The sequence below is a fragment of the Terriglobales bacterium genome (assembly GCA_035624475.1).
In the GTDB taxonomy this organism is placed as follows: Bacteria; Acidobacteriota; Terriglobia; order Terriglobales; family Acidobacteriaceae; genus DASPRL01.
In genome coordinates this window covers 1-19,617 of sequence record DASPRL010000179.1, presented here as the reverse complement: position 1 = coordinate 19,617, position 19,617 = coordinate 1, and the positions used below count along the sequence as shown (strand labels likewise).

21 protein-coding genes are annotated in these 19,617 nt (G+C 68.2%); 8 read left to right on the top strand and 13 right to left on the bottom strand.

Annotated elements, in window-relative coordinates:
• Nucleotides 1–301 precede the first annotated feature (301 nt).
• The 3 genes from VEG08_07375 to rsmA all read right to left on the bottom strand — a co-directional run bounded on the left by VEG08_07375 (nt 302) and on the right by rsmA (nt 2,507).
• Nucleotides 302–727, bottom strand: coding sequence for a hypothetical protein (locus tag VEG08_07375; protein ID HXZ27806.1), 426 nt, complete (start codon nt 725–727; stop codon nt 302–304).
• 84 nt (nt 728–811) lie between these two features.
• Nucleotides 812–1,624 carry an AmmeMemoRadiSam system protein B gene (gene amrB, locus VEG08_07370; GenBank protein ID HXZ27805.1) on the bottom strand — a complete coding sequence of 271 codons (813 nt, stop codon included), beginning with the start codon at nt 1,622–1,624 and terminating at the stop codon, nt 812–814.
• Between the two features lie 31 nt (nt 1,625–1,655).
• Nucleotides 1,656–2,507 carry a 16S rRNA (adenine(1518)-N(6)/adenine(1519)-N(6))-dimethyltransferase RsmA gene (rsmA, locus tag VEG08_07365; protein ID HXZ27804.1) on the bottom strand — a complete coding sequence of 284 codons (852 nt, stop codon included), beginning with the start codon at nt 2,505–2,507 and terminating at the stop codon, nt 1,656–1,658.
• A 78-nt stretch (nt 2,508–2,585) separates the two neighbouring features.
• On the opposite strand from rsmA, the gene glgA reads away from it, so the two are divergent.
• Nucleotides 2,586–4,043, top strand: a complete 1,458-nt coding sequence (gene glgA / locus VEG08_07360; GenBank protein ID HXZ27803.1) for a glycogen synthase GlgA — start codon at nt 2,586–2,588, stop codon at nt 4,041–4,043.
• 3 nt (nt 4,044–4,046) lie between these two features.
• Here the strand turns inward: glgA and VEG08_07355 are convergent, their stop codons facing one another.
• Together VEG08_07355 and VEG08_07350 are read right to left on the bottom strand one after the other, a co-directional pair.
• The gene (locus tag VEG08_07355; protein ID HXZ27802.1) at nt 4,047–5,417 is read right to left on the bottom strand and encodes an amino acid permease; all 1,371 of its coding nucleotides are present in this window, start codon (nt 5,415–5,417) and stop codon (nt 4,047–4,049) included.
• Nucleotides 5,410–6,846, bottom strand: a complete 1,437-nt coding sequence (locus VEG08_07350; protein HXZ27801.1) for a sodium:solute symporter — start codon at nt 6,844–6,846, stop codon at nt 5,410–5,412. Before VEG08_07350 ends, VEG08_07355 begins: the two co-directional genes overlap by 8 nt.
• A gap of 168 nt (nt 6,847–7,014) precedes the next feature.
• Here VEG08_07350 and VEG08_07345 point away from each other — a divergent pair, with 168 nt between their 5' ends.
• From VEG08_07345 to VEG08_07335, 3 genes are all read left to right on the top strand, one after another.
• Complete coding sequence (locus tag VEG08_07345) at nt 7,015–7,938, top strand: BadF/BadG/BcrA/BcrD ATPase family protein (protein ID HXZ27800.1); 924 nt, start codon at nt 7,015–7,017, stop codon at nt 7,936–7,938.
• Between the two features lie 11 nt (nt 7,939–7,949).
• On the top strand, nt 7,950–8,768 hold the full coding sequence (locus VEG08_07340; protein ID HXZ27799.1) for a hypothetical protein: 819 nt from the start codon (nt 7,950–7,952) through the stop codon (nt 8,766–8,768).
• Between the two features lie 72 nt (nt 8,769–8,840).
• A complete protein-coding gene (locus VEG08_07335; protein HXZ27798.1) occupies nt 8,841–9,254 on the top strand; it encodes a vitamin K epoxide reductase family protein in 414 nt (137 codons plus the stop codon).
• A 34-nt stretch (nt 9,255–9,288) separates the two neighbouring features.
• Here the strand turns inward: VEG08_07335 and VEG08_07330 are convergent, their stop codons facing one another.
• The 3 genes from VEG08_07330 to VEG08_07320 form a co-directional block, all read right to left on the bottom strand.
• Nucleotides 9,289–9,717, bottom strand: coding sequence for a c-type cytochrome (locus VEG08_07330; GenBank protein HXZ27797.1), 429 nt, complete (start codon nt 9,715–9,717; stop codon nt 9,289–9,291).
• Nucleotides 9,718–9,818: 101 nt separating this feature from the next.
• On the bottom strand, nt 9,819–11,618 hold the full coding sequence (gene uvrC, locus VEG08_07325) for an excinuclease ABC subunit UvrC (protein HXZ27796.1): 1,800 nt from the start codon (nt 11,616–11,618) through the stop codon (nt 9,819–9,821).
• A gap of 61 nt (nt 11,619–11,679) precedes the next feature.
• Entirely contained in the window at nt 11,680–12,471 is a 792-nt protein-coding gene (locus tag VEG08_07320; GenBank protein ID HXZ27795.1) for an FkbM family methyltransferase, read from the bottom strand.
• 294 nt (nt 12,472–12,765) lie between these two features.
• On the opposite strand from VEG08_07320, the gene VEG08_07315 reads away from it, so the two are divergent.
• Both VEG08_07315 and VEG08_07310 read left to right on the top strand, forming a co-directional pair.
• Nucleotides 12,766–13,500 carry an OmpA family protein gene (locus VEG08_07315; GenBank protein ID HXZ27794.1) on the top strand — a complete coding sequence of 245 codons (735 nt, stop codon included), beginning with the start codon at nt 12,766–12,768 and terminating at the stop codon, nt 13,498–13,500.
• A gap of 120 nt (nt 13,501–13,620) precedes the next feature.
• Complete coding sequence (locus VEG08_07310) at nt 13,621–14,901, top strand: tetratricopeptide repeat protein (GenBank protein HXZ27793.1); 1,281 nt, start codon at nt 13,621–13,623, stop codon at nt 14,899–14,901.
• Here the strand turns inward: VEG08_07310 and VEG08_07305 are convergent.
• A complete protein-coding gene (locus tag VEG08_07305; GenBank protein ID HXZ27792.1) occupies nt 14,870–15,421 on the bottom strand; it encodes a hypothetical protein in 552 nt (183 codons plus the stop codon). The two genes, VEG08_07310 and VEG08_07305, sit on opposite strands and share 32 nt — an antisense overlap.
• A 154-nt stretch (nt 15,422–15,575) precedes the next feature.
• On the opposite strand from VEG08_07305, the gene VEG08_07300 reads away from it, so the two are divergent.
• Entirely contained in the window at nt 15,576–16,082 is a 507-nt protein-coding gene (locus VEG08_07300) for a DUF1569 domain-containing protein (protein HXZ27791.1), read from the top strand.
• A 15-nt stretch (nt 16,083–16,097) separates the two neighbouring features.
• On the opposite strand, the gene VEG08_07295 is transcribed toward VEG08_07300, so the two are convergent.
• Complete coding sequence (locus tag VEG08_07295) at nt 16,098–16,841, bottom strand: hypothetical protein (protein HXZ27790.1); 744 nt, start codon at nt 16,839–16,841, stop codon at nt 16,098–16,100.
• Nucleotides 16,842–17,095: 254 nt separating this feature from the next.
• On the opposite strand from VEG08_07295, the gene VEG08_07290 reads away from it, so the two are divergent.
• Complete coding sequence (locus tag VEG08_07290) at nt 17,096–17,317, top strand: hypothetical protein (GenBank protein ID HXZ27789.1); 222 nt, start codon at nt 17,096–17,098, stop codon at nt 17,315–17,317.
• 4 nt (nt 17,318–17,321) lie between these two features.
• Here the strand turns inward: VEG08_07290 and VEG08_07285 are convergent, their stop codons facing one another.
• The 3 genes from VEG08_07285 to VEG08_07275 all read right to left on the bottom strand — a co-directional run.
• Complete coding sequence (locus tag VEG08_07285) at nt 17,322–18,683, bottom strand: sigma-54 dependent transcriptional regulator (protein HXZ27788.1); 1,362 nt, start codon at nt 18,681–18,683, stop codon at nt 17,322–17,324.
• Between the two features lie 61 nt (nt 18,684–18,744).
• Nucleotides 18,745–19,338, bottom strand: a complete 594-nt coding sequence (locus tag VEG08_07280; GenBank protein HXZ27787.1) for a hypothetical protein — start codon at nt 19,336–19,338, stop codon at nt 18,745–18,747.
• Nucleotides 19,339–19,409: 71 nt separating this feature from the next.
• On the bottom strand, nt 19,410–19,617 hold a 208-nt coding region (locus tag VEG08_07275), incomplete at its 5' end, for an ATP-binding protein (GenBank protein ID HXZ27786.1).

Sequence of the window (19,617 nt, the reverse complement as noted above, 5' to 3'; positions counted from 1 at the left end):
GGCCGGTGGACCCTGGAGCGCCGGGAATTCCGGTGCGAGTCTCGCTGAAGACGCCCGAGCACCCCGTGCCTCCCGATCTGCGGCGCCCGCTCGGGTCGGGCGAGGAAGGGAGCGTGCCGGCCTCCGGGCCCCTGCACCAGGCTCCTCCCACGGCGACCCCGACGGTGGGAACCGGCGGGAGTTTCAAGGGCGGACAACCCATTCCTCCCGCGCCCATTCCGCCGCGCTCGGCGCCGGATGAACATGTCGCGGTGCCCTCGGGCGGCACGCCGCCGGCGAGTGTGGGAAGTGGGACGGGCTCTTACAAGCCTGTCCCGGCGCGCCCGGAGAGTCCGATTCCGGTGCGCCCAACCGATGAAGGAGGATCTCTGCGGGGATCGGGCGGCTCGCAAGTGACTCCGCCGCCGACCTCCGCTCCGGTGACTCCGCCGCCTGCCAGCGGGCCGGCGCCCTCCAGCGGCTGGGGCCGCGGCTCGTCGAGTGGTGGCTCGGGAAGCTCCGGCAGCGGATCCCATACCAGCTCGCCTCCTCCTCCGCCGCCACCGCCGCCGCCGCATTCCGGCGGCTCTTCAGGAGGCGGCTGGTCAGGGGGCAGCTCCCACACCAGCAGCGGCTCCTCGGGCGGGGGATCGTCCAGCAGCGGCGGCGGGGCGCACTCCAGTGGGGGATCGTCGAGCGGCGGCTCCCATTCCAGCGGCGGCTCGCATGGCTCCTCGTCCGGCTCCAAGGGCCCGAAGTAAGGCGGATCTTCACGCAACGAAAGAGGGCGGCCAACCGGCCGCCCTTCTCCTTTTTGGAGTGCGGGAATGCTTCAGCTCACCACCACGCCGGCGTAGCCCACCACCTTATCGCGGTCGCCGGTGATGTCGCCCGAGGTGGCGTACTTCACCAGTTCGGCGGAGGTGGCACCACGGCGCTTGGCCGCGGTCAGCATGGCCACCGCCGGGCCGAAGCCGCACATGCTGATGTCCTCGCCGGTGACCACGTCGTAGAGGCCGCGGGGATCGAGCGCCAGCAGCTGGTCGATGGCCTTGCGGTCCTTCACCCGGGTGCGGGCATCGGACTCGTAGTGGTTCATGTCGCTGGAGGCCACGATCAGCACCGGCTCCTCGACGCCGGCCAGAGTGGTGGCCATGGCTTCGCCCAGCGCCGCCAGCACCGAGTAGTTGCCCACGCCCACTGTGATGGGCACGAAAGTGAACGTGCCCGCCAAGTGCTGCAGGAAAGGAAGCTGGACTTCCAGGGCGTGCTCGCCCATATGGGCATCAGCGTCTTCCGAGAGTAACTTAAAGTTCTGCTTTAACTGGGCCGCAAGCTCGCGGTCGATCGCCACTTCGCCCAGGGGCGTGAGCCAGTTGCCTTCGCTCATGACCGCCAGCGGCTCGCCCCGGCCGGTATGGTTGGGGCAGAGGATGATGAAGCGGCGAGGCAGTTCCAGCCGCGCGAACACCGCGCCCGCCACGTGCCCGGAGTACATATAACCGGCGTGGGGCACCACGCAGCCCAGGGCGCGGATCTTGTCTCCGGCTGCGGAAGTGTACTGAGTCACCTCGCGCAGCAGGACGTCCTTCTTGCCGGGATAGAAGTAGCCGGCCACCGCCGGTTGACGCAGGGTCGAGGCCATGGCGTCCTCCTTCGCCGCCGCGGGGGCGGCGCTAGGCGCGGGAGAGGGAAGCGGCGGTCTCCAGCCGGCGATAGACGGCGGCCATCTTCTCCAGGGGCGCGGCCTCGGCCCGCACGTCCGGGCGCAGCCGCGCCGCCGCCAGCGCCGCCCGCACCTCCGCCTCGGGGAATCGCGGCTTCAGGTTGTTGACCAGGGTCTTGCGCTTCTGCGCGAAGCTGAGCTTGAGGAATTCCTGGAACTCCTGTTCCGAGACCCCCAGCTTCTCCATCTTCGGTTCTATGGTAAGCCGCAGCACGCTGGAATGCACCTTGGGGGGAGGCGAAAAGGCGCCCGGGGACAGGGTGAAGAGCTTCTCCACCCGGGCATAGAGCTGGGCGGTGGCGGAGAGCAGGCCGTAGTCGCGGCCGCCGGGTGCGGCCGCCAGGCGCTCGCCCACCTCGCGCTGCACCATCAGCACCATGCTGGCGAACAGATCGTGGAAGGCGAACAGCCGCAGCAGCAGGTCGGAGGTGATGTAGTACGGCAGGTTGCCCACCACATAGGCCTTCTGCAGTGAGCCGGGAGCGATGTGGCGAAGGGGCCCGGGGCCGCGCATGACCAGGGTGCCGAAATCGATGGCCAGGGCGTCGCCCTCGACGATCTCCAGGTTGCGGCGGGTGGCGTACTTCAACCGCAGTTGCGCCGCCAGCACGCGGTCCAATTCGATGGCGATGAGCCGCCCGGCGCGCTCCAGCAGCAGGCCCGTCAGGGCACCGCGGCCCGGACCGATCTCCAGCACGGTCGCGTGCGAGACGTCGCCCAGCGCTTCCACGATGCGCTCGGCCGCGCGCGCGTCGGTCAGGAAGTTCTGTCCCATCTTGGGCTTGCGCCCGCTCGCTCTCATCTTGCGTTGACCCTTTCCCGGGGCGGCGTTTAGACTGGCCTCGCCCGCGATTCACCGCAGTTCTCTGGGAGGTCTCCCATGCGCATCGTCTTCGCGGCTTCCGAGTGCGTCCCCTTCTCCAAGACAGGTGGTTTGGCCGACGTGGTGGGCGCGCTGCCTCGCGCCCTGGCCGGCCTCGGCCACGAAGTCATCGTCTATCTGCCCCGCTACCGCCAGACCAAGCTCCCTCAGGCGCAGACGGTGGTGCGCAGCGTCACCGTCCCCTTCGACGACCAGTATCGCTTCTGCTCGGTGTTGGACGGCGGGACCCAGGCCGGGGTGCGCTTCTATTTTATCGAGTATCCGCCCTTCTTTGACCGCGAAGCGCTCTACGGCCTGCCCACCGGCGACTATCCCGATAACGCCGAGCGCTTCTCGCTCTATTCGCGCGCGGTGCTCGAGGCCACCAAGGTCCTGGGCGTGCCCGACGTGCTGCACTGCCACGACTGGCAATCGGCGCTGATCCCGGTGCTGCTGCGCACCGTGTACGCCGAGGACCCGGCCTTCCGCGGCGTGCCCGTGGTCTTCACCATCCACAACATGGGTTACCAGGGGCTGTTCCCGCCCGACATCCTGCCCCTGCTGCAGTTGCCCTGGGACCTGTTCACCATCGACAAGCTGGAATTCTACGGCAAGGCCAACTTCCTGAAGGGCGCGCTCACCTTCGCCGATTTCATCACTACCGTGAGCCGCAAGTACAGCCAGGAGATCCAGACGGCGGAGTACGGCTTCGGGCTGGAGGGCGTGCTGCGCGCCCGCGCCGCGACCGTCACCGGCATCCTCAACGGCGTGGACTACAACGAGTGGAGCCCGCAGACCGACAAGTTCCTCATCACCCGCTACTCGCCCGAGGACCTCGCGGGCAAGGCCGCCTGCAAGAAGGACCTGCTCGCCGAATTCGGCGTGGCGGGCGCCGATCCCAGCCTGCCGCTCATCGGCATCATCTCGCGCTTCGCGGCGCAGAAAGGCTTCGACCTGATCGCGCAGGTGATGGACCGGCTGGCCCGCGAGGAGATGATCATCGTCGCCCTGGGCGCCGGCGACAAGGAGTACGAAGACCTCTTCCGCCTGCTCAACAAGCAGTTCCCGCAGAAGATCGCGGTCAAAGTGGCCTACGACAACGCCCTCGCCCACAAGATCGAGGCGGGCGCGGACATGTTCCTCATGCCCTCGCGCTATGAGCCCTGCGGGCTGAACCAGATCTACAGCCTGAAGTACGGCACCGTGCCCGTGGTGCGCGCCACCGGCGGGCTCGACGACACCATCGAGCCCTGGGATGTGAAGAGCGGCAAAGGCACCGGCTTCAAGTTCAGCGACTACACCGGAGACGCGCTGCTGGCCACGGTGCGCGCCGCGCTCGCCGCCTACAAGGACAAGGAAGGCTGGAAGAAGCTTGTGCTCAACGGCATGGGCAAGGATTTCTCCTGGGCCGCCTCGGCCAAGGAGTACGTCAAGATCTACGAGCGGGTGAAGCAGGCGCGCAGCGCGGCGGCGTAGGACTCACGTCCGCGCCTTCTTCCGCCACGCGAAGAACCAGAACACGGGCGCGCCCGCAGCGATCACGCCCGTGCCCCAGTAGGAATAGGGCGCGTTGTCGCGGAAGCTGTAGACCAGCAGCACCGCCGCCGCCACGATGAAGAGAAACGGCACCACCGGGTAGCCCCAGGTCTTGTAGGCGCGAGGGGCGTCCGGTTCCTTGCGCCGCAGCACGAACACCGTGCTGGTGGCCACCATGTAGAAAAGCCACTCCGCGAAGATGGCCAACGTCAGCAGTTGCTGGAAGCTGGCCGCCGCCAGCAGCAGCAGCACCGAGAGCACCGCCTGCACGATCAGCGCGGGCGCGGGGGTGCGGAACTTCGGATGCACCCCCGCCAGGGTCTTGAAGAAATATCCGTCGCGCGACATGGCGAAGGGGATGCGCCCGCCGCTCATGATGGTGCCGTTCAGCGTCACCAGCATGGAGAGCACGATGCCCAGCGTGACCACGGCGGCTCCCGTCGCTCCCAGCACCTGCTCGGTGGCTAGCTCCGCCGGGCTCTTGGCGGTGGCGATTATCGCCGCCGGCAGCACGTACTGGATGGCCGCATTCATCAGGATGTAGAGCGCGGCCACGATGGCCACGCCCGCGATCAGCGCGATGGGGATGCTGCGCTCCGGGCGGCGGATCTCGCCTGCCACCATGTTGAGATCATTCCAGCCGTCGTAGGCCCAGAGCGCCGCGATCAGCGCCATCATGAATCCGGTCAGCCCGCCGTGCGCCCCGCCATAGCTGGAGTGGAAGTTGCCCCACGTCCCGCCCACCCAGGTGAAGGCGATGATGGCGATGGCCACGATCATCGCCATCTTCAGCAGCGTGAACACCAATTGGAAGTCGCCCGCCTTGCGCACCCCGATGTAGTTGATGCCGGTGATGAGCAGGGTGGCGGCGATGGCGAAGAGCTGTCCCCAGGTCACGTGCAGGGGATAGGCGAGCGCATCCGAGGCCAGGAAGGCGAAGCGCGGGAGCCCGGCCAGGGCCTCGGCCAGCCCGGTGGTCACGCTGGCCACCGACGCGGGCTTGGCCACCAGGAACCAGGTCCAGCCGTAGAGGAAGGCGGGCAGCGGGCCGTAAGCGTCGCGGATGTAGACGTACTCGCCGCCGGCCGCGGGCTTCATGGCGCCCAATTCGGCGTAGGTGAGGGCGCCGAAGAAGGAGAGCAGCCCGCCCACGATCCAGGCGAGGTAAACCATTTGGGTCGAGCCCACCGCCGCCATCATGGTGCGGGGCACGATGAAGATGCCGCTGCCGATGATGGTGCCCACCACGATAGCGGAGGCGTGGCTCGCCCCCAGATCGCGGGCCAGTTCGCGGGGCGCTGCGGGCTCAGCCATTCGCCTCCTGGCGTGGAAACACGAAGCTGGCAATATACCCGATGACGAAGGTGGTGAGCGTGCCCAGGAAGACGTACCAGGTCCAGGGCACGTGGGTCCAGCGCGCCACGTAGAGCTCGATAGCCAGGCCGCACGCCATGCCAATCGCGCCCCCGGTCTGGCTGGCCCGGCGGGTCAGCACTCCCAGCAGGAAGATGCCCAACAGCGCGCCGTAGGCGATGGAGGCGATGGCCAGCCCCACCTCCACCACGCGCCCGCCGTGGAAGAGGAAGACCAGCGCCAGGACGAAGAGCGCCGCGCCCCACAGCAGCGTGGCCCGGCGCGAGAGCCGCAGGCGTTCGCCTTCGCCCGTCCCGGGCCGTAGGCGCAGGTAGAAGTCCACCACCGAGCTGGAGGCCAGCGAGTTGAGCGCGGCGCTGAGGTTACTCATGGCGGCGGCCAGGATGGCGGCCACCAGCAGTCCGGCCATGCCGCGCGGCATCTCGCTCACGATGAAGGTGGGGAAGATGTCGTCGGAGCGGCGAAAGGGCGCGGCCGGCGCGAACACGCGGTAGAAGGCGAAGAGCAGCGCCCCCACCAGCAGGAAGAGCGCGAACTGCGCCAGGATGAAGAGGCCGCTGGCCAGCAGCGCGCTCTTGGAGGCGCGCTTGCTGCGCGCCGCCAAGAGCCGCTGCACGATCAACTGGTCGGTGCCGTGGCTGGCCATGGTCAGGAACGTTCCGCCCACCAGCCCCGCCCAAAAGGTGTAGGTCTGGAACAGGTCGCGGGAGAAATGGAAGACGCGGAACTTGCCGGCGGAGCCGGCCAGGGTGTGCACCGCCGGCCAGCCTCCGGGCACCAGGTGGAGCAGGGTAAAGACGGCCACCACGGTCCCCGTGATGTAGATGACGATCTGCACCACGTCGGTCCAGATCACAGCCGCCATGCCGCCCTCGAAGGCGTAGATGAGGGTGAGCAGCAGCACCGCCGCGATGGCGGCCACGTCCACCCAGGCGGGCCCGCCTTCGCCGCGCCCCAGCGCGAAGCGCACCACGATGGAGACGGCGTACACCCGCACGCCCTCGGCGGCGGCGCGGGTCAGGAGGAAGATGCCGGCCGTGAGGGTGCGCAGCCGCGTCCCGAAGCGCCGCTCGATGAGCTGGTAGGCGGTGAACAGTTCGCCGCGAAAATATTGCGGGATGAAGAGCAGGCAGATGAGGACGCGCGCCACCAGGTAACCCAGGACCAGTTGCAGGAAGCCGAAGTCGGTGTCGTAGGCCAGCCCGGGGATGCTGATGATGGTGAGCACGCTGGTCTCGGCGGCCACGATGGAGAGGGCGATGGCCCACCAGGGAATATTGCGGTCGGCGAGGAAGTAATCGCGCAGGGAGCGCTGCTGCTTGCGGAAGCGCACTCCGAAGGCCGTGATGCCCGCCAGGTAGGCTACCACCAGGACCAGGTCGAGCGGGCTCAGGCCCAGGGCTTGCGTCGGAATCGGACTCTCTCCTCGAGGGGATGAACGCCGTCGCGTTGCATTATGGAGCAAATCCTTCCGGCCGGTCCGGGAAAAAGTGAAGAGCGTCCCTGGGTTTGTGGTAGAAGATTCGGGAAGAGCGACATGGCCTTATTCCTCGGCATCGACGGCGGCGGATCGAAGACGGAGTGCGCGCTGGGCGACGAAACGCAGGTGCTGGCTCGCGCCCAGGCTGCTGCCTGCAAGATCCAGAGCGTGGGCCGGCAGGAGGCACGGGCCGCGCTGCATCAGGCCATCGGCATGGCCTGCGTGGCGGCGGAGGTGGAGCGCGCCAGCATCCAGCGCACCTGCATCGGCCTGGCCGGGGCGGCCGATCCCGAGATCGCGCGCCTGGCGCGGGAATTGGTGAGCGGTCTGGTGGCGGGCGAGGTCGAAGTGCGGGGCGACATGGTGGTCGCACTGGAAGCGGCCTTTGGCGGCGGCGCCGGGCTGGTGGTCATCGCCGGCACCGGCTCCATCGCCTACGGCCGCAACCCGAAGGGCCAGACGACGCGCGCCGGCGGCTGGGGCCCGGCCGTCTCCGACGAGGGTTCCGGCGGTTGGATCGGCCGCCAGGCGGTGGCGGCCGTGTTGCGCGCCCACGACAGCGGCGATACCTCACCCCTGGAGGAAGCCGTCCTCCAGGGTTTTGGCGTGGCCACCTGCGACGAGCTGGTGCGCGCGGTCAATGCCCAGCCGCCGCCCGACTTTGCTGCGCTGCTGCCCCATCTGCTGCGCGCTGCCCAGCTCCCCGGGACGGGCGCGCGCGAACTCCTCATCCAGGCGGGCAGCGAACTCTCCGGGTTGGCCAAGCTGGTGATGCGGCGGCTGTGGCCGGGCTCTGCCCCCCTGCGCGTGGCCATGGCGGGGGGCGTCTTCCAGAACTCCGCCGAGGTGCGCCGCACCTTCAGCGGTTCCTTGCTGGCCGAGCGGCCTCGGGCCGAGATCGTGCCGGAAGTCGTCCAGCCGGTGCTGGGAGCGCTGGCGCTGGCGCGCCAGAGCTACGTGGGGGCCTCGCGCGAGCGATAATGGGCCTGAGTATGAAGCCGGAGCACGCCGCCCCGCCGCCGCCCAGGAAGCTCTCGCCCGCTGAACTGGCGCAACTGGAGGCGCGCATCCACGACACCTCCACCGAGTCGCTGCGCGAGGCGGCCGGCGACGCCCGTCTCACCGAGGAGCTGGCGCTGGCGCTGCTCACCCGCCGCGACCTCCACCACACCGTGCTGGAAGCCCTGGCCAAGAACGGCACGGTCATGAAGCACCGCAAGGTGATCGTCGCGGTGGTGCGCCATCCGCGCACGCCCCGCTACGTGGCCCTGCCCATCGCCCGCCACCTCTACACCTTCGAGCTGATGCAGATCGCGCTCACCCCGGGCGTGGCCGCCGACCTGAAGCTGGCGGTGGAGGAGAGCATCGTGGCGCGGCTGGAGACCGTCTCCGCGGGCGAGCGCCTGGCCCTGGCCAAGCGCGCCTCCGGGCGGGTGGCGGCGGCGCTGCTCCTGGACCCGGAGCCGCGCATCATCGAAGCCGCCCTGGTCAACCCGCAGATGACCGAGGCCTGGCTCGTACAGGCGCTGATGAAGGAGGACCCGCCGCAGGCCTTCGTGGAGGCGGTGTGCCGCCATCCCAAGTGGTCGCTGCGCCGCGAGATCCAGCTCACCCTGCTGCGCAACGACAAGACTCCGCTGCCCCGCGTGCTCTATTTCGCCAAGGGATTTCCCTCCGCCGTCATCCGCGACGCCCTCAAGCACTTCCGCCTCAGCGCCACCGTCAAGATGCACCTGATGATGGAACTGGAGAAGCGGGAGGCGGCCGAGGTCCGGCGCCGGCCGCACGCGCCGCCACCGGGCCCGGAATGAGAACCGCCACCGGGTGGCGGCGCCCACGCAGGGGAGCGGGCGGCGGTGTAGGATAGGTGACGAACCCTACCGATGAGATTCCTGACGGCTGCCATCGTGGCGCTGTGCCTGGCTGGACAGGTGGTCTCGGTCATGGCGCTGCGCGAGCACTACAATACCGAGACTTCGCCCTGCAGCATCAACGAACGCTGGGACTGCGGGGCGGTCAACCACAGCATGTTCGCCGTGATCCGCGGGGTGCCGGTGGCCGCCATCGGCATCCTGGGATATGCGCTGCTGGCCGCCCTGGCCGGTCGCTTCCGCCTGCTCACCGCGCTGGGTGCGCTGGCCGGCCTGGCTTTTGCCCTGCGCCTCTCCTATGTCGAATGGAGAGTGCTGGAGACGTGGTGCATCTACTGCGTGGCGTCGCAGGGGATCATCGCGCTCATCTTCATCTTGGCTGCCGTCGCCTTCTTTCTGGGACGGCGCACCTCGGCGCGCGGGTAGTCTTCGCTCCGAGGCTCGCGGGGCCCGCTGTCGCCTACTTGACCTGGTGCTCCTCGATGTACTTGGTCAGGTTGTCGATGCGCAGCATGACCACCGACTTGTCGTGCTGGCTCAGCGCCCGGAAGGCAGGACCCCAGACCGGCATGTCCTTGGAACCGTGTGCCGGGTACACCTCCTCACCCGCGATGAGGTGCGAGACGTGGAGAGTGGGGAACTTCCCGCCGTTGCGGCGTGCCAGGGTGGTCAGGTCGGTGGGCGCGATCTTCAGCGCCGCGGCCGCCGGGCCGCCGCCTTTGAGGTCCGTGCCATGGCAGGCGGCGCAGTAGCTCATGTACATATCCTGGCCGGAGGCGGCCGAGGTGGGAGGCGCCGAGGTCTGCTTGACCTTCTGGCCCAGGCCGGCGACCGCCAGCGCGATTACCACCACCATCGCCGCTAAGAACGAAGCAGAACGAACACGCATAACGCCCTCCTAAAGGGGCTGTCTCTATCGTAGGGCGGTTGTGGCGGGAGTCGGTGAGCCGTGTCACTCGCGGCTGTGACAAAAGCGGCGCCGGCCGCCGCCTACTTGCGGAAGTGCTCCAGGATGGCCTGGGCCTGGGCGCGGGTGACCACGGCGGCGAGGGCGGCAGCATCGGCTTGCTTGACCGCGCGCACGCTGCCGAAGTGCTCCAGCAGGCGGCGGCGGGTGGCCTCGCCGATACCCGGGACGTCGAGCAGCTCCGAGGCCCGGTCGCGCATCTCGCGCCGCTTGCGGTGGAAGCCGACGGCGAAGCGGTGGGCCTCGTCGCGGATCTGCTGCATCAGGTGCAGCACCGGCGAGTGGTGGTCGAGGACCACGGGTTCGTTCTCCTGCCCGTAGACGTAGAGGATCTCCTCGCGCTTGGCCAGCGCCGCCAGCGGCTGGCTGGTCAGCGACAGCGCTTCCAGGGCCTCGGCGGCGGCGTGCAGTTGTCCCAGCCCGCCGTCCACCAGCACCAGGCTGGGGAGTTTCTGTTTCTCCTGCTGCAGGCGGCGGTAGCGCCGCCCCACCACCTCGCGCATGGATGCGAAGTCGTCCACCCCCGCCACCTCGCGCACCAGGAACTTGCGGTAGTCGGACTTCTTCATGCGTCCGTCCTCCCACACCACCATGGAGGCCACCGTCTCCGCTCCCTGGATATGGGAGATGTCGAAGCACTCCACCCGCCGCGGCAATTCGGGCAGGGTGAGGGCGTCCTGCAGCGCCTGTTGGATGGCGCGCACGCTGGGTTTCATCACCCGGAAGCGCTGGTCGTAGGAATGGCGGGCGTTGTGGCTGGCCAGGTCCACCAGTGAGCGCTTGGCGCCGCGCTGCGGCACCGCGATCTCTACTCGGCGCCCCCGCTCCGAGAGCATCTCCTCCAGCATGGCCCGGTCCTCGAAGTCCGCCGGGACGTAGAGGTGCGCGGGCACGTACTGTTGGTCGAGGTAGAGCTGCTTGAGCAGGGCGGAGAAGACCTCGCCGGCGTCGAAAGAGGCAGGGTCGACCTCCTCCCAGAAGAACTCACGGCGGTCGAGCATCTTGCCGCCGCGCAGGTGGAAGAGGTTGACGGCCAGGCGCCCGTCCTCGTAGTGGTAGCCGAAAGCGTCGGCGTCATCGCCCTCGGCGGCAGCCATGCGCTGGCGCTCCTCCAATTCGGCGATGGTGGCCAGGCTGTCGCGGTGGGTGGCAGCCAATTCGTACTGCTGGGCTTGGGCGGCGCGCGCCATGCGCTGCTCCAGCGACCTTGCCAGGTCCCCGTGCTTGCCCTCGAGGAAGAGGCGGGCGTCGTCCACCGCTTGGCGATAGGACTCGGGAGTGCAACCGCCCTCGACCGCCGGGCCCAGGCAGCGTCCCAGGTAGTACTGGAAGCAGGGTCGCGCGTGCTCGCGGCTCAGATCGCGGGTGCAGTTGCACAGGCGGAAGGTGCGATGCACCAGCTCCATCAGCCGGTAGGCCAGGTTGGCGGGGAAGTAGGGGCCATAGTAGGCGCTGCCGTCCTTCTTGAGGCGGCGGGTGACGGAGAGCCGCGGCCAGGGCTCGCCCAGGCTCAGCTTGATGTAGGGATAGGTCTTATCGTCGCGCAGCAGGATGTTGAAGCGGGGCTTCTTCTGCTTGATGAGGTTGTTCTCGAGGGCCAGCGCCTCCTTCTCGTTGGCCACCACGATGTACTCGACGTCCACGGCTTCGCGCAACAGGCTGCCGGTCTTGGCGTCTTCGGCCGCGCCTTCCAGGAAGTAGGAGCGCACACGGGCACGCAGGTTCTTGGCCTTGCCCACGTAGATCACTTCGCCGGCGGCGTTCTTGTAGAGGTAGACGCCGGGGTCGGTGGGCAGCGTGCGGATTTTCTCGTGCAGATCCACAGGGCTCCGTGCTCAAGCTGCGTGCGCGCGCCAGCTTTCTGGGAGATCCTAGCAAACCGGCTCAGTGATGTGCCCAGAGGTTGCAGTACGGCGGGACTCCCTCCGATGGGACCAGCCGGCCTCCGCCCACGATGCTGACCCAGGCGAACTCGGCGTGCAGCAGCGACAGCAGGGGCTCGGGACTGCCGGCCAGGCAAGAGCACTCCACCAGCAGTTTCATCTGCGGCGAGCGTGCCAGCGTAGCCTGCATGCCCCGCAACGCCTGCGCCTCCGCTCCCTCGATGTCCATCTTGCACAAGTCGAGGGGAGGCAGATCGAGCGAGTCCAAAGTTCTCCCCTCCACTTGGACGGGGTCGCACTGTCCAAACAAACTCGATCCGCCCCTGTTGCGGGGATTCCGGTACAGTTTGAGCGGCTGGGCGGAATCGGTCGCAGCCATCTCGAACACGGTTACGCGGTCGCTGAAACCGTTGAGCTCGACATGGTGACGAAGAGCCTTCGCATTGTCCGGGTCGGCCTCGACGGCAAACACTTGCGCTCCCCGTTTGGCCGCGAGAAGCGTGTAGATGCCGACGTTGGCGCCCACATCCAACACCACTGTCGCCGGCCCGACCGTCGAACAGAAAAGTCTCCGCTCCTCTTTCTCATGCAGCTGTGGCGCATGCCACAGGTTGATGCCCATGGTCTCGCGGAGGCTGACATCAAGCTTGAGGTCGCCGTCGAAATCCTCGATTCGGTACACGGCATCGGAGGGGAGCGTGCGCTGATAAACCTTCAAGAGGGCGCTCAGCCCGCGGAACCATGGCAGGTGGCGGGTCGCGCGAGCCAAACGCAAAGGCCAGGGCGCAATCATGTTTGAGGAGACGCGCTCCGTCGGTCGGGGTAGGGCCTCATCATTCTCCCATGGCTTTCAGGGCCATGGGGAACCGTCGGACAGGTAAAAATTCTACTGAGCCGGAAAGGGCTGCGCAGTCGGACCCTGACCAGCCGTGCCCCGCGTTTTGAGGCCGGCGCTAAGTCCTTGGCGTACAGCGGACTAGCAAAAAGTGGGAGAGGCGGCGAAGTGGCCGGCGGGTTGCTCCTCCCAGACCGAGGTTCCGAGGAAGTCTGCGCCCGCAAGCTCCCTCCGGACTCAGGAGCGGCTCCCATGAAGCGCACAAGTTTCGCGTTGATGGTAGTGATAGCGACGGGGCTGGCCACCGGCTGCGCCAGCAAGAACTATGTCCGCCAGCAGGTCACGCCTCTGGTCAACAAGACCGATGAGCTGGACCAGATGACGGCCAAGAACGCGCGCGACATCCGCGACGTTGACACCCGGGCCCAGGCCGGGATCCAGGACGTGCAGAGCAAGGCCGCTGCCGCCGACCAGAGGGCGCAGGCTGCCGGCCAGCAGGCCGACCAGGCGCAGTCGCTGGCCTCGCAGACCGCCACCGGCGTGAACCGCCTCACCGGCGTGGTCGCCAACCTCGACAATTATCAGTCCGTGGTCGATACCTCGGTGCACTTCGCCTTCAATAGCGCCGACTTGAGCCCGAAGGCCAAAGAGGCCCTGGACGAGCTGGGCGCCGAAGTGGCCAAGCAGAAGCACTACATCGTCGAGGTGGAGGGCGGGACGGATTCGGTGGGCGACGCCGCCTACAACTACGAACTCAGCCAGCGGCGCGCCGACGCCGTCATCCAGTACCTGGTGTCGAACTACCAGATTCCCGCCTACCGTATCTACATGGTCGGGCTGGGCAAGGACAAGCCCACCGCCTCCAACAAGACTGCCAAGGGGCGGGCCGACAACCGCCGGGTGGAGGTGCACCTGATGACCAACAGCGTCGAGTCCGACACCTCTGCCAGCAACGCCTCGGCCCCCGGGGCCACGCCCCAGCGATAAGCTTCCTTCCTCTCCCCGAGGATCGAACCCCTGGCCGCTCCCCCCCCCTTTCGGAGCGGCCAGTTTTTTTGTCGGCCGGCGCCTCCCCTGTCCCTGCGGCGAAGGTAAAATAGCAGAACGATGTCGCGGATCCTGGTGAGTCTGGCGCTGGCGGCAGCGCTCGCATCCCCGGCCCTGGTCTACGCGCAAGGGCAGGACCCGGCCCCCCCTGCCAGCCAGGACAGCACGCCCTCCTCCCCGCAGCCGGCCGACCAGGCGCAGAAGAAGAGCAGGCTGTCCCGCCTGAAGGACAAGTTCTCGAGCGGCTGCGTGGTGGGCATCGGCTGCTGGGGCGATACCAAGAAGCCCGATTCCGAGGCCGGCCAGCAGAAGGCTCCGGAGGGCGGGTCGGCGCCGTCCTCCCGCCCCGTGCCCGCCGATCAGAGTTCCAGCCGGGGGACTCAGATCGATCTCGGACCGCCCAGTGGCTCCGGCGCCAAACCCGCTGGCGGGGTGCAGGGCACCTACGAGATGACCCTGTGGGATCCGCACCGTGCCGCCAAGGACATCGAGGTCGGGGACCTCTACCGGAAGCAGGGTAACTATCGCGCCGCCGTCAGCCGCTACCGTGACGCCCTCGACTACAAGCCCAACGACGCCGAAGCCACCTTCCGCATGGCCGAGACCCTGGAGAAGCTGGGCGAGGTGGAAGATGCCGCCGCCTACTATCAGTCCTACCTGAGGATCCTGCCGCGGGGCGACTACGCGGCGGCCTCGCATCAGGCGCTGGCGCGCCTCGAGCCCCTGTTGGGCGACCGCCCACCGCAGGCGCGCTCCGGCCGGGGCGAAGAAGACCTGCAACTGGGCGAGTTCTACCTCGCCCTGACCAACTACCCCGCCGCCGCCCAGCGTTTCGTGCACGCCCTGCAGTTGGATCCTTACGACAGCATGGCCCACCTTCGCCTGGCCCTGGCGCTGGAGAGGATGGGCAGAGCGGCGGAGGCGCACGAGCAGTACGAGGCCTATCTGGAGTTGCTACCTCGGGGTCCCTTCGCCTCCGATGTGCGCAAGGAGTTGGCGAAGATGGGCCCGGTCCAGGCGCCTCCGGTCGCGCCACCGAAGCCCGACCTGACCCCCATCCTGGAAGCCGCCGAGCACGAGCTGGACGCGGGCAACTACGCCGCCGCGGCCGAGCGCGCCCGCCAGGTGCTGGCGGTGGAGGCGGAGAATCCGCGCGCCCTCTTCCGCCTGGCCCAGGCGCTGGAAGGGATGGGGCAGCGCGAGCAGGCCCTGGCCGGCTACCAGCACTATCTCAAGGTCGATCCCAACGGACCCTACTCGGTCCCGGCCCTGCTGGCGCTGGACCGCCTGGCGCACGACCGCACCGCCGCTACTTCTCCACCCTCACAAAATCCCCGCTAGAAGCGTTGACCGCGACGTTGAGCTTGGCGTCCAGCTCGGCGGTGCCGTAGATCACGTGCCATTCCAACTGGCTCTTCTTGGGATTCCAATCCAGGATATAGCGCACGGGCTGGTTGGCATCTTTCTTGAGGATGGCCTCGCCGCCGTGCTTCTGCGCGACCTCCAGGGCCTGGTCGGAATCGGCCTTCAGATAAACGATGTCGAAGGGCTGGGTGGAGGTATTGGCGGGGTTGAAGGAGTCCTCCGGTCCGGCGGGCGCGACTCCGGGATTGGGGGCGTCGTCGGCGGTGAGTCCTGACCAGGTGAAGGGCCGGGCGATGCCGCGCCCGGGCGAGGCGAAGATGGCCCGCCACACTCCCGACTTGCCGTCCCGGCCGTTGGACTCTTTGGTGATGGCCGACTCCAGGCGGAAGCAGCGCGCGTCCGCGTTCCACAAGCGCGCGGCTTGGTAGAGCTTCTGGAAGGCCATCCGGCCGGTCAGGGTCTCCTGCTGGGGCGGCTGCTTGGCCACCGGAGCCACGGGTTTGGGGGCCTCCGACGAACATCCTGCGAGGAGGACAAGGGCCAGGAGTGCGAGAGGGGCTCTGCGCATGCGTCACCTTTCCTTATAATGCGAGGGATCGCCGCGGCCATCCCTGCAAGCCGCAATTCTAAACGACACCGGGCGGATTGGAATGGATTCTCATCTCGAACGCCTGCACCGGGCCTTGGAGCGTGCCACCGGCGACCTCACTGCCGAACAGCTCACCCGCCATAAGGAAGGGAAGTGGTGCGTGGCCGAGATCCTGGAGCATCTGGCGCTCACCTACTCCGGCACGGTGAAGGCCATGGAGCGCGTGCTGGCGGCGGGCAAGCCCTTGGTCCGCCCCGCCACGCTGAAGGAAGGCATCGCCACCGTCCTGGTGGTGGAGGCCGGGCACATGCCGGGAGGGCGCCAGGCGCCGGAGATGACCCGTCCCCGCGGCCTGCCTCCGGAGCAGGCCGTGGCCCGCATCCGCGAGGATTTCGCCGCCATGCGCGCCGCCCTGGAAAAGTGCCGGCAGCGCTTTGGCGCTTCCGTGAAGATCGCCAACCATCCCATCCTGGGACCGCTCAGCGTGACGCAGTGGTGCAAGTTCCACTGGGTCCACACCCGCCACCACATCAAGCAGGTGGAGCGCTTGCGCCGGCTGGGTGCGTAAGGGGAAGGCGTCCACTCACGGTTTTGTCTTGCGCGCCTGCCGGCTCGCCTTGGGAGAAGGGGAGGCAGCAGCCGGCGGGGGGACCGGCAGCTTCTGCTCCACCGTCCAGGGACCGCCGTTGGGGTCCTCCACCATCACGGGCTGCGAGGAGACCGCCTTGTCGCCCAGCCCCTCCGCCGTGAGCCAGCAATCGGTCTGGTCGGCGTTGGTGGTGTAGAGCAGCATGCCGGGCTGGTCGCCGGGCCGGGGCGCGACTTGTGCCGCGCCGGTTGTGCCCACGTAGACGGGATGATAGGGGAGGCTCTGGCCCGCGCGCGCGAACGGGCTGGGTTGGGGCAGGGAGCGAAGCGCCTCCTCCAGCTCCGCCTGGTTGCCGGGAAGGCGGCCGTGGTTCTTGCCCCAAGCCGCCAGCAGGTTGCCGGCATCGCCGACCTGCTCCAGGAACTTCCCGCGATGCAGCGAGACCTCCGCCCCATAGCTGCTGGGCAGGGCCGCCATGCCCACCAGCACGACCCCGAATCCCAGGATCAGCCAGCCGGGGGAAGAGCGGGGCCGCAGGGCCGCGTAGACGATCGGGACCAGCGCCACCAGCGCCCAGGCCAGCCAGTACAGCCCCTCTCGCAGGTAGCCGCCCTCGACGTAAAAGACCTGCCCGGAGCGGATCTGCCACCACTCCTCCAGCCTCCGGGCCGCCGGCAGGGCCAGGGTGGCGCAGAAGAAGACCCCGATGACGGCGAGGATGGAACGCAAAGCTCTCATGATCTTCCCGCTCCTGGCGAGGAGCGTTGTGCGGCTGTATATCACCCGCGCCTGGCAGGGTCAAGCCAGCCGCAGGAAGGGTGGACGCGTGCAGAGTCGGCCGTACGGCCATGGGCATCTAAGCAAGGCAGGACGGTTTCTCCCTCGTCCCAGAACGGCATGAGCAAGCGGGGGTGGCAAGGACTGGTAATTTTGGCAGTGGTCGAGAGAGAGGGAAACTCCCTACCATGCAGGCAGTGGTGTGGAGGGAGCCGATGCACCGTGAGTGGATCGCGGCCCTAGGCATCTTGAGCGGGCTGGGTTTCGCCGCCCTCGGCTATCAGATCCTGAAGCGCTACCACGCTCCCGCCGACGGCGTCGATCCCAACTACCTCTTTGCCCTGCGCACGCTGGTGGGCGCGGCGGGCGAGTTCCTCATGCTGGGGGGCGTGCTGCTGGCCCTGTTGCTGCTGGCCATCCTGCTGCTGGTGGGCTGAGGATTCAGTCCAGCCCGTAGGCGTGGATCTTGTTGAGGAGCGTCTTGTAGGAGATCCCTAAGCGCTGCGCCGCCGCGCTCTTGTTCCACTTGCATTCCCGCAGAGTCGCCTCGATCTTGGCGCGCTCCACCGATTCCACTGCGCGCGCCGACACCTCGGGGAGCGATCCCTCCAGGGTCACCTCGCCCGCGCCGCCACCGCGCACATTGGCCGCCAGGCCCAGGTCGGCGGCATGCAACTCCCCCTCATTGAGGATGGCGGCGCGCTCCAGCACGTTGGCCAGCTCGCGCACGTTGCCCGGCCAGGTGTGGGCGCGCAGGGCAGCCAGAGCATCGGCGCCCAGGCGCAAGCCGGGCTTGCGCAACTCGCGGCGGAAGCGCTCCAGCAGATGTTCGGCGATGCGCTCCACGTCGCCGCCGCGCTCGCGCAAGGGCGGGATGCGGATGGGGAAGGCGGCCAGGCGATAGTAGAGGTCGCGGCGGAAAGTCCCCGCCTCCGCCGCGCTCTCCAGGTCGCGGTTGGTGGCGGCGATCACGCGTACGTCGACGCGGAAGGGCGCCGAGCCCCCCAGCCGCTCCACCACATGCTCTTCCAGGACCCGCAGCAGCTTGGACTGCACCGCCGCCGGAAGCTCCCCGATCTCGTCGAGGAAGATGGTGCCGCCGTGGGCCAGCTCGAACTTGCCCGCGCGCCGGCTGTCGGCCCCGGTAAAGGCGCCGCGCTCGTGCCCGAAGAGCTCGTTCTCCACCAGGGTCTCGGGGATGGCGGCGCAGTTCAGGGCCACGAAGGGCTTGCCCGCTCGCCCGCTGAGCTGGTGGATGGCGCGCGCGAACAGTTCCTTGCCCGTCCCGCTCTCGCCCAGCAGCAGCACCGTGGTCTCGGTGGGTGCGATGCGCTGCATGGCGCGCGCCGCTTCCTGCAGCGCCGGGTCCTCGCCCACGATGCGCGGGAAGCCCAGCCGCCGCGCATACTCTTCCTTGAGCACCAGGTTCTCGCGCAGAAGCTGCTGGCGCTCCAGGGCGCGGGCCAGCAGGTGGCGCAGGTGCTCCAGGTCGATGGGCTTCTGGATGAAGTCGTAGGCGCCCTCGCGCATGGCCGCCACCGCTTCGGCGATGGAGCCGTAGGCGGTCATGATGATGACCGGAACGGCGGGGTCGGCCTCCAGCGCCGCCCGCATCACCTCCATGCCCGAGCCCGCGGGCAGTTTCAGGTCCGTGAGCACGGCGGAATAGGGCTGGCGGCGGAGCGCGGCCAGGGCGTCGGCCAGGTTGGCGGCGGCCGTCACCTGGTAACCCATGCGCCCCAGCGCGATGACCAGCATCTCGCGCAGTTCCGCTTTGTCTTCCACCAGCAGGACGGTTTCCATAGGCAACAAAAAAAGGCCTCCAGCCGGCGCGGGGGCCGCTGGAGGCCGGATGGTCGCGGCGCTAGTCTCCCCAGGAGGAGGGCAGCCCCGCCTTGCGCAACTGCTCGCGCATGTCTTCGAGCTGCTGCTTGGCGGCGTCCAGTTGCTGCTGCTTGGCGGCCGTATCCGCCTGGTACTTGCGGTCATCCGCCGCGTACTTGGCCTGGTTCTCGTAGCGCATGCGGTTGCCGGCATCGGCGTAATAGGTGGCGGCGCGGATCTGGTTCTCGCGCTTCAACACGTCCAGCTCGCGCTGCAGCAGGGAGATCTTGTCTTTTTGGTCCTGGAACTTCTGCCGCCACTGGGCTTCCAGTTGCTTCAGTTCCTCCGGCGAGCGCGGCTTGCTTTCGGCAGGACCGGCGGCGGCCTCCTCCCCTTCGCCGCCCACCGAGGCCGGGGCCGCCGGCGCCGGCGTGCCCACCGTGCTGATGCCGCTGCTGGTGGGGATGTTGTCGTTGGTCCAGACCTTGGTAGTAGGGGAGGGCGCGGGCTTGCTCCGCAGCGCGTCCCGGGCCATCTCGGCCAGGGATTTCTGCGAGCCTGGCTGGGAACTGGGCGCAGCCTGCGCCGCCGCCGACACCGCCAGCGCTCCGGCCGCCAAGGCCGCCATCGTCATTCGAAGCCACGGGATTCTCATAGTCGCTCCACTCCGGGACACCCCTTCGGTCGCCGCTTTCTGCTCCTATTTTATCCCTCTGCGGGGCCTTTTTCCGCTCGATGGAGGGAGGGAAACGACAGGGTAAACGTCGTCCCGGAGGGGTCGCTGGCCACGCTGATCGAGCCGCCGTGCTCGGTCACGATGCGGTGGACCAGGGCCAGGCCCAGCCCGGTGCCGCCCGCCTTGGTGGTGAAAAAAGGAATGAAGATATGGGCCAGGTTCTCCGGAGGGATGCCG

Excerpts from the sequence above, each read along its gene's own strand:
- amrB (HXZ27805.1), bottom strand. The coding sequence starts at position 1,624 with ATGGCCTCGACCCTGCGTCAACCGGCGGTGGCCGGCTACTTCTATCCC.
- rsmA (HXZ27804.1), bottom strand. The coding sequence starts at position 2,507 with ATGAGAGCGAGCGGGCGCAAGCCCAAGATGGGACAGAACTTCCTGACC.
- glgA (HXZ27803.1), top strand. The coding sequence starts at position 2,586 with ATGCGCATCGTCTTCGCGGCTTCCGAGTGCGTCCCCTTCTCCAAGACA.
- VEG08_07355 (HXZ27802.1), bottom strand. The coding sequence starts at position 5,417 with ATGGCTGAGCCCGCAGCGCCCCGCGAACTGGCCCGCGATCTGGGGGCG.
- VEG08_07345 (HXZ27800.1), top strand. The coding sequence starts at position 7,015 with ATGGCCTTATTCCTCGGCATCGACGGCGGCGGATCGAAGACGGAGTGC.
- VEG08_07340 (HXZ27799.1), top strand. The coding sequence starts at position 7,950 with ATGAAGCCGGAGCACGCCGCCCCGCCGCCGCCCAGGAAGCTCTCGCCC.
- VEG08_07335 (HXZ27798.1), top strand. The coding sequence starts at position 8,841 with ATGAGATTCCTGACGGCTGCCATCGTGGCGCTGTGCCTGGCTGGACAG.
- VEG08_07330 (HXZ27797.1), bottom strand. The coding sequence starts at position 9,717 with ATGCGTGTTCGTTCTGCTTCGTTCTTAGCGGCGATGGTGGTGGTAATC.
- VEG08_07320 (HXZ27795.1), bottom strand. The coding sequence starts at position 12,471 with ATGATTGCGCCCTGGCCTTTGCGTTTGGCTCGCGCGACCCGCCACCTG.
- VEG08_07315 (HXZ27794.1), top strand. The coding sequence starts at position 12,766 with ATGAAGCGCACAAGTTTCGCGTTGATGGTAGTGATAGCGACGGGGCTG.
- VEG08_07310 (HXZ27793.1), top strand. The coding sequence starts at position 13,621 with ATGTCGCGGATCCTGGTGAGTCTGGCGCTGGCGGCAGCGCTCGCATCC.
- VEG08_07300 (HXZ27791.1), top strand. The coding sequence starts at position 15,576 with ATGGATTCTCATCTCGAACGCCTGCACCGGGCCTTGGAGCGTGCCACC.
- VEG08_07295 (HXZ27790.1), bottom strand. The coding sequence starts at position 16,841 with ATGAGAGCTTTGCGTTCCATCCTCGCCGTCATCGGGGTCTTCTTCTGC.
- VEG08_07290 (HXZ27789.1), top strand. The coding sequence starts at position 17,096 with ATGCACCGTGAGTGGATCGCGGCCCTAGGCATCTTGAGCGGGCTGGGT.
- VEG08_07285 (HXZ27788.1), bottom strand. The coding sequence starts at position 18,683 with ATGGAAACCGTCCTGCTGGTGGAAGACAAAGCGGAACTGCGCGAGATG.
- VEG08_07280 (HXZ27787.1), bottom strand. The coding sequence starts at position 19,338 with ATGACGATGGCGGCCTTGGCGGCCGGAGCGCTGGCGGTGTCGGCGGCG.